At 70.4% G+C, this 12,317-nt stretch carries 7 protein-coding genes and 1 pseudogene; 7 read left to right on the top strand and 1 reads right to left on the bottom strand.

Going from position 1 to position 12,317, the window contains the following annotated elements; all coding sequences use genetic code 11:
• Positions 1-57: 57 nt before the first annotated feature.
• Positions 58-1,800, bottom strand: a complete 1,743-nt coding sequence (locus LN251_RS38495) for a glycoside hydrolase family 6 protein (RefSeq protein ID WP_458248795.1) — start codon at positions 1,798-1,800, stop codon at positions 58-60.
• A gap of 943 nt (positions 1,801-2,743) precedes the next feature.
• Here LN251_RS38495 and LN251_RS38490 point away from each other — a divergent pair.
• From LN251_RS38490 to LN251_RS38460, 7 genes and pseudogenes are all read left to right on the top strand, one after another.
• Positions 2,744-3,869 (top strand): annotated as a pseudogene (locus tag LN251_RS38490) (GH12 family glycosyl hydrolase domain-containing protein).
• 187 nt (positions 3,870-4,056) lie between these two features.
• Positions 4,057-5,079, top strand: a complete 1,023-nt coding sequence (locus tag LN251_RS38485; RefSeq protein WP_458248794.1) for a LacI family DNA-binding transcriptional regulator — start codon at positions 4,057-4,059, stop codon at positions 5,077-5,079.
• 563 nt (positions 5,080-5,642) lie between these two features.
• Positions 5,643-7,229, top strand: coding sequence for an arabinofuranosidase catalytic domain-containing protein (locus LN251_RS38480; RefSeq protein WP_458248793.1), 1,587 nt, complete (start codon positions 5,643-5,645; stop codon positions 7,227-7,229).
• Positions 7,230-7,337: 108 nt separating this feature from the next.
• Positions 7,338-8,486, top strand: a complete 1,149-nt coding sequence (locus tag LN251_RS38475; protein WP_458248792.1) for a ricin-type beta-trefoil lectin domain protein — start codon at positions 7,338-7,340, stop codon at positions 8,484-8,486.
• A gap of 71 nt (positions 8,487-8,557) precedes the next feature.
• Positions 8,558-8,788: a hypothetical protein gene (locus LN251_RS38470; protein WP_458248791.1), complete on the top strand. Its 231-nt coding sequence runs from the start codon at positions 8,558-8,560 to the stop codon at positions 8,786-8,788.
• A 376-nt stretch (positions 8,789-9,164) separates the two neighbouring features.
• Positions 9,165-10,592, top strand: coding sequence for an arabinofuranosidase catalytic domain-containing protein (locus LN251_RS38465; RefSeq protein ID WP_458249514.1), 1,428 nt, complete (start codon positions 9,165-9,167; stop codon positions 10,590-10,592).
• A 39-nt stretch (positions 10,593-10,631) separates the two neighbouring features.
• The gene (locus tag LN251_RS38460; RefSeq protein WP_458248790.1) at positions 10,632-12,278 is read left to right on the top strand and encodes a glycoside hydrolase family 27 protein; all 1,647 of its coding nucleotides are present in this window, start codon (positions 10,632-10,634) and stop codon (positions 12,276-12,278) included.
• Positions 12,279-12,317: the final 39 nt, after the last annotated feature.

Below are 12,317 nucleotides of genomic sequence, written 5' to 3'. Positions count from 1 at the left end.
CGCGATCCCCCGGAGCGGGCCCTCGACGAGGACCGGCTCCGGAGGCACTTCACGGCGTCACGGCAGAGGCGGGTAGGCGTTCTGCATGAGCTGCCGGAACTGGGCGGAGAACCAGTGCCCGGCCAGCGGCGCGTTCGCCAGGGCGCCGGTGGGGTTGTTGCCGTTGAGGACGTTGCCGCCGTAGGTGGGGTCACACATGCGGTCGAAGCCCTTGCCCTCGTCGTTGGCGACGGCGGAGCTGGCACCGTCGGACTCGCCCGGGGGCTTGACCCAGACGTAGGCGTCGATCCCGGCGGCCGGGGACGCGGTGGGCCGCTCGCCGAGGCCGGCACCGCTCTGGTTGCACCAGTTGCCGGCGTGGATGCGCCGGTCAATGCGGCCGCCGTTGACGTAGTCGTCGACGGAGGTCAGCGGTCCCGGGCCGGTGGGCCGGGCGGAGCCGCCCCAGCCGTTGCGGGAGGTGTCGATCAGCATGCCGAGACCGGAGTCGAACCCGGCCGCGACCAGCTTGTCCCGCAGCGCTACGGCGTACGACTGCTCGTCGACGTACTGGTTCCAGTCGACCCACTTCGACTGGCGCACGGTCTGTCCGTTCACCGTGTCGGTGACCTTGAAGTTCGGTTCCTTGGTGGGGCTGTAGTTGGCGGTGTTGACGATGAAACCGGCCACGTCGTTCACGCTCGCGCCGTTGGTCGTGGCGACCTTGGCGAACTCCTGCACGGCCGGGCCGAGGTTGCTGTCCCAGCCGAGCCACCCGTGGTGACCGGCGTCGATGTAGTTGTAGACGTTCGGGACGGCGCCGAGCTTGGACAGTGCGTACGACACGCCCTTCTCGTAGTTGCCGTTGCTCTTCATGGTCACGCAGGCGGCGGTGGTGCTGTTGGTGCCACCGGCGTTGGTGACCAGGTTGGGCAGCGAGTCGGGTTCGATGACGGTGGCGATCCGCAGGCCCGCGTACTTTGGGTCGGCGAGGATCGCGGCGATGGGGTCGATGTACTGGGACTTGTACTTGTCGATGTCGTCCGGTCCGAGTTCGCCGTTGGAGGCGAGCGCGGCGCAGTCCCGGCCGGGCAGGTCGTAGATGACCAGCTGGACGACCAGCTCGCCGGAGCCCTTCTGCTTCAGCGCCTCGTCGAGGTGGGCGCGCAGGCCCATGCCGCCGTTGACACCGTTGATCGCGGCGATCCGGTCGAGCCATACGGCGGTGGGCTGGTCGGCGATCCGGCTGCCGCCCGGTTCGGCGGCGGCATGGGCCGCCCACTCGGGGTTCACATACCCCTTGGCCCCGGCATAGGGGTTGGCGACCCGGTTCCCGGTGCCTCCGCCGCCGGTGCCGCCGCCCCCGCCGCCGGTGCCGCCTCCGCCGCCCGAGCCGCTGCCGTCGTCGACGTTGCAGGTGACACCGTCGAGGGTGAAGGTCGCGGGCACCGAGTTGGTCCCGCTGTAGGAGCCGTTGAAGCCGAAGCTGACCGAACCACCGGCCGCCAGCGTGCCGTTGTACGTCTCGTTGGCGGCGGTGACCGCGGTACCGCTCTGAGTGACCTTCGCGCTCCAGCCGTTGGTGATGCGCTGGCTGCCGGTGTACGACCACTTCAGCGACCAACTCGACTTGGCGGCGGCGTTGTTGGTGACGGTGACGGCGGCGGTGAAGCCGGTGTCCCACTGGCTCTGGATCTTGTAGTCCACTGTGCAGGGAACGGAGGCGACGGCGGCACCGGCCGGTGCCGCGAGGAACGCTGTCCCCGAGGTCCCGGCGACCAGTGCCAGCGCGGCGACGAGGGGCAGTCTTGTACGACTCATGAGTACGGGTTCCTTCTCCCTTGAGTGCTGATCACGGGTTCAAGGAGTGCGGGTGTTCGCGCAGCGCACGAGGGCGCGCGATGGGCACGCCGGAGTCGGCGCGGACCAGGGACGCCTGGTCGGGAAGTGGCCGGGAATGCCTGGTGCGGGACGTGGCCGGCTTCCCGGCCGGAGGAAGGGCTGATCGCCGTGCCGTCCGCCGGGCGGCCTCAGGTGCTCCGGCCGCGGCGCGTGCGTGCCGCCTGCGCCGAGGAGACCGGAAGGCCCGGGCTCCGGTCGGGCGGGGCCTCGTCGGCGATGGGTAAAAGCACTGAATGCGGGGGGTGTCGCATGAGCGACTCCTTGCAGCTTGGCGCGCCGTGACGGACGCGTCGACTGATGGAATCGCTCCCACTGGTGCAACGGACGGTAGCGTCAACACAACTGATTGCACAGGGGTGTTGCTCTACTTTTCCGGACTGGTTCGGTTCGAACGATTCAACTTCTTGAAGGCTTGACCGCAGCCGTGACCGTCCCCACTATTGGGAGCGCTCCCACTGGTTCAAGCCTTGACCCCCCTCGAGCCGCACTCGCAAGGAGGGAACCAGAAACATGGATCTCGCTCGCGTGCACGGAGTCGGGCCATGGTCCGCGTCGAACGCCGGCCGGCGCGGCCCGCGGTCCTCATGTCATGATCCGCCGCGCGGGCATCCGGCCGGCGGTCCCGGGCTCGTACGCGGAGCCCTCCGAATCGCCCCTCTCCGAGCTCCGCGTGCGTGACTCCGTCGTAGACCGACGGGGTCACCGCGCCGGGCGGTCCTCAATCCCCCGAGGGCCGCTCGGCTCCTTCTCTTGTCAGGAGCATGATCAATTCGTGCATCGTGCCCGCCCAGAACGAAGTGGGAGCGCTCCCAAGCCGGAACGGCGCTCCCACTGTCCCCTCACACCCCCGCGGAGGAACCGCATGCAACAGTCGAAACCCCGAGCCGGGGCGCGCGCCCTGCTCGGTGCGCTGCTCACCTCACTCCTCGCGCTGACGGCTCTTTTCACCGCCACCTCGCCGTCACACGCCGACACGACCATCTGCGAGCAGTACGGCTCGACGACGATCCAGGGCCGCTACGTCGTCCAGAACAACCGTTGGGGAACCAGCGCCACCCAGTGCGTCACCGTGACGAACTCCGGCTTCCGGATCTCCCAGGGCCGACGGCTCGGTCCCGACCAACGGCGGCCCGAAGTCCTACCCGTCGGTGTTCAACGGCTGCCACTACACCAACTGCTCACCCGGCACCAACCTCCCCGCCAGGCTGAGCTCGATCTCGAGCGCGCCCACGAGCATCTCCTACAGCTACGTGAGCAACGCGGTCTACGACGCCGCGTACGACATCTGGCTGGACCCCACGCCCCGCACCGACGGCGTCAATCGCACCGAGATCATGGTCTGGCTCAACCACACCGGGCCTGTGCAGCCGGTCGGGTCGCAGACCGGCACCGCCACCGTCGCCGGGCGTTCGTGGCAGGTCTGGTCGGGCAACAACGGCTCCAACGACGTGCTGTCCTTCGTCGCGCCGTCGGCGATCGACAGCTGGAGCTTCGATGTGATGGACTTCCTCCGGCAGGCCGTCTCCCGCGGACTCGCGCAGGACAACTGGTACCTGACGAGCGTTCAGGCCGGCTTCGAGCCCTGGCAGAACGGCGCCGGACTGGCCGTGACGTCGTTCTCCTCGGCGGTGAACCTCGGCGGCGGCACGCCCGGCGGCCCGGGCGGCTCGTCGGCCTGCAAGGTGACCTACGGCACGAATGTGTGGCAGGGCGGCTTCACCGCCGACGTCACGGTGGCCAACACCGGTTCCTCCCCGGTGAACGGATGGAATCTCGCGTTCACCCTGCCCGCCGGACAGAAGGTCACCAGCGCGTGGAACGCCTCCCTCTCCGGCTCCTCGGGGGCGGTGACGGCCGGCGGTACGCAGTACAACGGGAGCATCGCCGCCGGGGCGCAGGTCTCCTTCGGCTTCCAGGGCACCTACGACGGCACCTTCGCCAAACCGGCCGGCTTCAGCCTGAACGGAACGGCCTGCACCACGGCGTAGGGACGCCGCAGCGCATCGCCTGACGGTCGTCCGGCCGCATGCGGCCGGGACCGAACCCTCCGCCACCTCCCTCGCGACCGTCCCCGATCCCGACTTCCGCTCATCGGCGCCCAGTTGATGATGCGCTGAACGTCGTGCGCCCCGCACCTCGGGCCGTAGGATCGGTGATCTCGTGGGGGAGGTGGTGATGGGCAAGCGACGCCCTGGGGCGCCGACGCTGGAAGAGGTGGCCGCTCACGCCGGGGTGGGACGGGGCACGGTCTCCCGAGTCGTCAACAACGCTGCCGGAGTGAAGGAGTCGACGCGGCTGGCCGTGCAACGCGCCATCGAGGAACTGGGGTACGTGCCCAACCTGGCCGCCCGATCGCTGGCCGGGCGAGGAGCCGACGCCGTGGCGCTGGTGCTCACGGAGCCGGACTGGAGGATGTTCGCCGAACCGTTCTTCTCGGAGATCGTCGGCTCGCTCGGCGACGCGCTGGCGGACACCGGGATGCAACTGCTGCTGACCCTGGTGCGTTCGCAGGACGAGCGCCGGCGGTTCCTGGAGTACGCACGCGGCGGACGGGTCGACGGCGTGCTGATGATGTCCGTGCACGCCGGTGATCGACTCCCCGACATGCTGGCCGAGGCGCGGTTGCCGACCGTGCTGCTGGGACGCCGCTCGGGCGACGAGTACGTCAGCTATGTGGACGCGGACAACGTTGGCGGTGCCCGCGACGCCGTGTCCCGTCTGCTGAAGCAGGGCCGCCGGACCATCGCCACGATCACCGGCCCGCTGGACATGTACGTCGCCCAGTGCCGGCTGCGCGGCTACCAGGACGCTTTGGACATGGCCGGCCTGAAGGGCTCGCGGTCCCTGGTGGCCGAGGGCGACTTCACGGAGGACAGCGGGCGCCGCGCCATGGCCGAACTCCTGCGCCGGCACCCGGAGATCGACGGTGTCGTCGCGGCGTCGGACACCTCGGCGGCGGGGGCACTGCAGGCGCTGCGAGCCGCGGGGCGGCGGGTGCCGGAGGACGTCGCCGTGATCGGGTTCGACGACTTCTCGCTGGCCCAGCGCACCGAGCCCCGTCTGACGACCGTGCGTCAGCCCGTGGAGGAGATGGGGCGGGCCATGATCCGCCTGTTGCTGGAGGAGATGGAGGAGCCCTTCGTCGCCTGGCGCCACGTCATCCTGCGTACGGAACTCGTCGTCCGCGAATCGGCCTGAGCCCGCGTTCCACCAAGTGCCCTCCCTTGCAAGGCGAATCGGTTCGACGCAAGCGCTTCGACGGGAAGCCGTGACCGGCGGGAGACGGCGCTCGACGGCCTGCCGCGGGGCGAGTGCGGCGCCGGCGCGCCGGCAGGGGCCCGTCCGGCGGGAGCGCCTTCCGGCGTACCGGCGCCCCAGGGCCCGTAGGACACGAACTCGCCCTGCTCATCGCCATGATGGCGGGCCATCCGGAGGACCCGGGGGTGGCTGCGTCCTTCCGCGCACGGCCGGCGGGCGCCCGCGCCGCAGGTGACCGTGCCGCAGTCCGTTCGCCGACACACCGCAACTTTTCGACGGTGCAGACGACTTGCGAAGCGCGCGAATCAGCAGTCGAATCGATTCGCAACGAGGTTCACGGCAGGGGCCTTTGCACGCTCGAGTGCCCCGCGAGACAGGGAGCACCGTCTTCCCCGGAACCTCTCCGCGATCCCACTGCACAACGGCACGTTCGAGCGCTTCGACATTCGTCAGCGCCACCACCACACCCCGAGCGGGTTGCGCCGGCACGGTAGGGAGCTCAGATGGGAAGCACACGTGAGAGACGCCGCCGGCTGCCCGGGCGCGGCGGCGTCGAGCGGCTGCTCGCGGCGTTACGGCACCGGGGCGGTCCGGCAGGCGCGTCGCCCGGGACACCGGTGCGCTCGGTCCGTTCCCGGTGGCGGACGCCGGCCCGGACGATCGCCGCGGCGGCGCTCGTCGCCGGAACCCTGGCCGGGGCGGCGGCCACCGCCGGGTCGGCGCGCGCGGCCACGTCCGGCCCCTGCGACCTCTACGCGTCGGGCGGTACGCCCTGCGTCGCGGCGCACAGCACCACACGCGCGCTGTACGCCTCGTACAACGGGCCGCTGTACCAGGTCCGGCGTTCCTCGGACAACACGACCCGGAACATCGGCGTCCTGAGCGCGGGCGGGTATGCCGACGCCGCCGCCCAGGACTCGTTCTGCTCCGGGACGACCTGCCTGATCACGGTGATCTACGACCAGTCGGGCCGCGGCAACAACCTCACCCAGGCGCCCGGCGGCGGCGCCGCGGGCGGCCCCGACAACCTCGCCAACGCCACCGCCGCGCCCACCACGGTCGGCGGCCACAAGGCCTACGGCGTCTACGTGGCCCCCGGCACCGGCTACCGCAACAACCACACCAACGGCATCGCCACCGGCGACAACCCCGAGGGCATGTACGCGATCCTCGACGGCACGCACTACAACGGGGGTTGCTGCTTCGACTACGGCAACGCCGAGACGGACAGCAACGACGACGGCAACGGCACCATGGAGGCCATCTACTTCGGCAACATCAAGGTCTGGGGCTACGGCAGCGGCAACGGCCCCTGGATCATGGCCGACCTGGAGAACGGCCTCTTCTCCGGAGTGAACCAGCACTACAACGCGGGCGACCCGAGCATCAATCACCGGTACACGACCGCCGTCATCAAGGGCGGTCCGAACCACTGGGCGATCCGCGGCGGCAACGCCCAGTCCGGTTCCCTGTCCACCTTCTACGACGGTGTGCGCCCCAACGTCGCGGGCTACAACCCGATGCGCAAGCAGGGCGCCATCATCCTGGGCATCGGCGGCGACAACAGCAAGGGCGCCCAAGGCACCTTCTACGAGGGCGCGATGACCTCCGGCTATCCCTCGGACGCCACCGAGAACGCCGTACAGGCCAACATCACCGCGGCCGGGTACGGCACCTCCTCGTCCGGTGGTGCGAGCACCGGCCCGCTGCATGCGGTGGGCGCGGGCAAGTGCCTGGACGTGCCGAACTCGTCCACCACGGCCGGTACGCAGCTGCAGATCTGGGACTGCAGCGGCGGCACCAACCAGACCTGGACCCGCACGTCCGCCAACCAGCTGACCGTCTACAGCGGCAGCAGTCAGCTGTGTCTGGACGCGTACGACAACCAGACGTCAGCGGGAACCAAGGTGGTGACCTGGCCGTGCAACGGCGGCGCCAACCAGCAGTGGCAGGTCAACTCCGACGGCACCGTCACCGGCACCCAGTCCGGGCTCTGCCTCGACGTGACCGGTGCTTCCACGGCCAACGGCGCCCTGGCCGAGCTCTGGCCGTGCAACGGCGGCTCGAACCAGCGATGGAGCCTCGGCTGACCTGAGCGGTTCCTGTCCGGGACCGGGCGTAGCCGGCCACGGACAGGACCGCGCCGGACCATGCGTTCGTTCACCCCCACCCACTGCCCGCACCAGTGAGGAACGCTCATGAAGAAGTACTCGGTCCCCCTGGCCGTCGCGTTGACGACCGTCCTGGGTTTCGGCGCCGCGTCACCCGCGGCGGCCGGCGCGGGCTCCGGGCCGCCGGCCCCCGCCCCGCCTTCCGCGGCCGCGCCCGCCGCTCTGCGGCTGATGCCGTTGGGCGACTCGATCACCTGGGGCGTCGGCAGCCCGTCGGGCAACAGCTACCGGAGCTTCCTGGGGAGCCGACTGGTGGCCGAGGGGCATGCCGTGGACTTCGTCGGCTCGGGCCGCAACGGCACCATGTCCGACCCGGACAACGAAGGCCACTCCGGCTGGCGGATCGACCAGATCGCCGGCATCGCGGACTCCGTGCTGGCCCGGTACCGCCCCAACGTCATCACCCTGGAGATCGGCACCAACGATCTGAACGGCAACTATCAGATCCCGACCGCTCCCGACCGGCTGCGTGCGCTCATCGACCAGATCACGCGCGACGCCCCCGACGCGACCGTCCTCGTCGGCACCGTGATCGTCTCCACGAGCGGCACCGAGGAGGCCAACCGGCCGGCTTTCAACGCCAAGCTGCCCGGGATCGTCCAGGCCGAGCAGGCCGCCGGCAAGCATGTGCGGCTGGTGGACATGAGCGCCTTGACCAGCGCGGACCTGTCGGACTCCCTGCACCCCAACGACAACGGCTTCCGCAAGATGGCGGACGCCTTCAACGCGGGGGTGCAGGCCGCGGACGCGGCGGGCTGGATCGGACCGCCGGCTTCGACGGACGGACAGGTGCGCTCCGGGATCGCGGGGAAGTGCCTGGACGTGAGCGGCGGCAACAGCGCCAACGGAACGGCCGTCGACATCGCGACGTGCAACGGCTCCACCGCGCAGCAGTGGTCCGCACGCTCCGACGGCACCCTGCGGGCGCTCGGCAAATGCCTCGACGCCACCGGCCGCGGCACCGCCAACGGCACGAAGATCGAGATCTGGGACTGCAACGCGGGCGGCAACCAGCAGTGGCAGTCCTACGGCGGCGGTTACCGCAATCCCGCCTCCGGCCGCTGCCTCGACGATCCCGGGTCGTCCGCCGCCGACGGCACGCAACTGGTCCTGTGGGACTGCAACGGCGGTGCCAACCAGCAGTGGACGGCGCTGCCGGTCACCTCGGCCGCGTGACCCCGCTCGACGGCGGCACCGACGCGTCGCCGGTGCCGTACCCCCCACATGCACAAGGAGACCGCTCCCTCATGTCCTGGCTCGACGAAGAGGCCCGGCTGCGCAAGGTCCTGGCCCTGGTCGCCGGTCTGACGGCCGGTGCGTTACTGGCGCTGGCCGGCCCCGCGAACCCGGTCGCACACGCGTCCTCCGGCCCGCGCGGCGCGGCGACGGCCGACAGCGGCAGCCCGGCGGGCAGCGGCACGCGGATGCCGGTCCGAGACGTCGGCGGCGGTGCCCACCATTACGGCAACCCCATGTGAGGTGACCGGGCCCACGAGCACCCGCGTCCGGCACGGCGGCCGTCGTCGGACGCGGTTTCGGCATGCCCTCGAACCGGCTCAACTCGGCGCTAGACATGGGATGAATCGAGCTCTCCCTTGCTGTGGGAAGCCTATTGACATGGCCACGCGCCTGTGGGATCACTATGCGTCATGGGATGTCTGAGGGTCTCCTGTGGGCGCTCTCGGGCCCGCTGACGCCAGCTGCAGACGCCCCATCCGCACCCCCGGACAGGCACAGCACTCTCCGTCCCTTTCCCCCGCCTCTCGAGGACACGGAATGCAGCCGTCATCCGCTCCACCCTGCCTCCCCGCGGCCCGTGCCGCACGCTTACCGGCGGCCGCGGCCGTCTACGCACTGGCACTGCTGGCCATGTTGCTGGCGGCGGCACCGACGTGGTCGGCGCCCGCGTCCGCGACGCCCCTGGTGAGTTCCGCGTCGGGCCGCTGCCTGGACGTCAAGGGCAACATCGACACGTCGGGCACCGCGCTGCAGATCTGGACCTGCAACGGCCAGGCCAACCAGGCGTTCGAGCTGACGGCGGCGGGTGAGCTGAGGACCATGAACGGCACCCGGTGCGTGGACGCCTCCGACAACCGGACGGCGCCCGGGGCCCTGGCGGTCATCCGTCCCTGCGACGGACGGGCCGGCCAGGTGTGGCGGGAGAACGGCGACGGCTCCGTCACCGCCGTCTCGTCCGGGTTCTGCCTGGACGTCAACGGGGCGGCCACGGCCGACGGCACCGCGGTCATCCTGTGGACCTGCAACAACCAGAGCAACCAGAAGTGGTCCACGGCGACGACGCCGCCCCCGCAGTCCGGTTCCGGACCGTGCGACCGCTACGCCGCCGGCGGCACGCCGTGCGTGGCCGCGCACAGCACCGTGCGGGCGCTCTACGGTTCCTACAACGGCTCCCTGTACCAGGTCCGGCGCGCCTCGGACAACGCGGTCAAGGACATCGGGGTACTGGCGCCCGGCGGGTTCGCCGACGCGGCGGCACAGGACGCGTTCTGCGCGGGCACCTCGTGCGTGATCACCGCCGTCCGCGACCAGTCCGGACACGGCAACGACCTCTGGTACCAGGGCTCCGCACAGGTCCCGGGGTCCAGCCAGAGCAGTCCCGCGAAGGCGACCTCGGAGTCGCTGACCGCGGGAGGCACCAAGGCGTACTCGCTGTACATCAACCCCGGCAACAGCTACTGGCGGGACGGTCATCTGACGGGCGTGCCGACCGGTGCCGCCCCCGAGGGGGCGTACATGGTGACCAGCGGCACCCACGTCAACGGCGGCTGCTGCTTCGACTACGGCAACAGCGAGACGACCAGGAAGGCCGACGCCGCCGGGGCGATGGACGCGATCAACTTCGGCACCGAGTGCTGGTTCGGCGGCTGCTCCGGCAGCGGCCCCTGGGTGCAGGCCGACCTCGAATGGGGGCTGTACCCAGGTGGCAGCCAGTCCTGGAACCCCAACCAGCGTGCGTTCACGAGCAAGTTCGTCACCGCGATGCTGAAGAACAACGGCACCTCCAGGTTCGCCCTCAAGGGCGGCAACGCCCAGTCGGGGAGCCTGACCACCTTGTGGGACGGCGGACTGCCCGCCGGATACAGCCCCATGAAGAAACAGGGAGCCATCGTCCTTGGCAGCGGCGGCGACTGCTGCAAGCCGGGCGGCGGCGCGAACCTGAGCGCCGGCACCTTCTACGAGGGGGCCGTGGTCGCCGGCTACCCCTCCGACGCGACCGACAGCGCGGTGCAGGCGAACATCACCGCCGCCGGCTACCGCTGATCCATGCAGCTTCCGAATCGGCCCAGGAGTGGATGACTTATGCCCAGCACGACAGGACCCGGGCGCCCACGGCCCCTGCCCCCGCTGCCGTCCCTGCGCAGAACCCTGGCGCTGATGTTCTCGACGGCGCTGCTCGCCTTCGCCGTACCGCTCCTCTCCCTCGGCACGGCGCAGCCCGCCGCCGCGCTCGGCAACGGGCTCGCGCCGACCCCGCAGATGGGCTTCAACGACTGGAACGCCTACGGCTGCAACGTCTCCGAGTCGCTGATCAAGTCCACCGCCCAGGCGATGCACACCAACGGCATGCAGGCGGCGGGCTACACGTACGTCAACATCGACGACTGCTGGATGACCCACAACCGGGACTCCGGCGGGCACCTGGTGCCGGACCCGGCGAAGTTCCCCGACGGCATCAAGGGCACCGCCGACTACGTCCACTCACTGGGGCTGAAGCTCGGCATCTACGAGGACGCGGGCACCGCGACCTGCGCGGGATACCCGGGCAGCCTGGGGCACGAGACCACGGACGCCCAGTCGTTCGCGTCGTGGGGCGTGGACTACCTGAAGTACGACAACTGCAACAACACCGGCGTCTCCGCGCGGACCCGGTACACCACGATGCGGGACGCCCTCGCCGCGACCGGCCGGCCGATCCTGTACAGCCTGTGCAACTGGGGCCAGGAGAACGTGTGGACCTGGGGCGCGAGCGTGGGCAACAGCTGGCGCACGACCGGGGACATCAGTCCCACCTACTCCAGCATGCTGTCGATCTTCCACAGCAACGTCGGACTCGCCTCCTACGCCGGTCCCGGCCACTGGAACGACCCGGACATGCTGGAGATCGGCAACGGCTCGATGACGGCGGCCGAGAACCGCAGCGAGTTCAGTCTCTGGGCGGAGATGGCCGCGCCGCTCATCGCGGGCACCAACATCCCCCAGGCCAGTTCGGCCACCCTGTCCGTGCTGACCAACTCCCGGGTGATCGCGGTCGACCAGGACCCCCTCGGCAAGCAGGGCACCATGGTCTCCTCCTCGGGCGGTCTGGACGTGCTGGCCAAGCCGCTGGCCAACGGTGACGTGTCGGTGGCGCTGTTCAACGAGACCGGCTCCACGGCGACCATCACCACCACCGCGTCCGCGATCGGCAAGACCGGGGCGTCCGCCTACACCCTGACCGACCTGTGGTCGGGCGCGACCTCGACGACCTCCGGCACCATCAGCGCCTCGGTGCCCGCCCACGGCACGGTCATGTACCGGGTCGCGGGCGGCACCAGCGGAGGCTCCACCGGGGTGACCGGCCCGCTGCACGCCGTCGGGTCGGGCAAGTGCCTGGACGTACCGAACGCGACCACGACCGCGGGCACCCAGGTGGAGATCTGGAGCTGCAACGGCGGTGCGAACCAGACCTGGACACACACCGCCTCCGACCAGCTCACCGTCTACTCCGGCAGCGGCCAGATGTGCCTGGACGCCTACGACAACCGGACCGCGCCCGGGACGAAGGTGGAGATCTGGCAGTGCAACGGCCAGAGCAACCAGCAGTGGTCGCTGAACTCCGACGGCACGGTCACCGGCCGTCAGTCCGGCCTGTGCCTGGGCGTCGCGGGAGGGGCCACGGCCGACGGGGCCCTCGCCGAGCTGCAGACGTGCGACGGCAGCGGCAGCCAGCGCTGGACGCTCGGCTGACTTCCCCCTGCTCCTCACCACCGCCACAGAGGAGGTTCC

This window comes from Streptomyces sp. MAI_2237 (assembly GCF_054189285.1).
The sequence above is the reverse complement of the archived record's forward strand: the minus strand, read 5'-3'. Positions and strand labels throughout refer to the sequence as shown.

Excerpts from the sequence above, each read along its gene's own strand:
- LN251_RS38495 (WP_458248795.1), bottom strand. The coding sequence starts at position 1,800 with ATGAGTCGTACAAGACTGCCCCTCGTCGCCGCGCTGGCACTGGTCGCC.
- LN251_RS38485 (WP_458248794.1), top strand. The coding sequence starts at position 4,057 with ATGGGCAAGCGACGCCCTGGGGCGCCGACGCTGGAAGAGGTGGCCGCT.
- LN251_RS38480 (WP_458248793.1), top strand. The coding sequence starts at position 5,643 with ATGGGAAGCACACGTGAGAGACGCCGCCGGCTGCCCGGGCGCGGCGGC.
- LN251_RS38475 (WP_458248792.1), top strand. The coding sequence starts at position 7,338 with ATGAAGAAGTACTCGGTCCCCCTGGCCGTCGCGTTGACGACCGTCCTG.
- LN251_RS38470 (WP_458248791.1), top strand. The coding sequence starts at position 8,558 with ATGTCCTGGCTCGACGAAGAGGCCCGGCTGCGCAAGGTCCTGGCCCTG.
- LN251_RS38460 (WP_458248790.1), top strand. The coding sequence starts at position 10,632 with ATGCCCAGCACGACAGGACCCGGGCGCCCACGGCCCCTGCCCCCGCTG.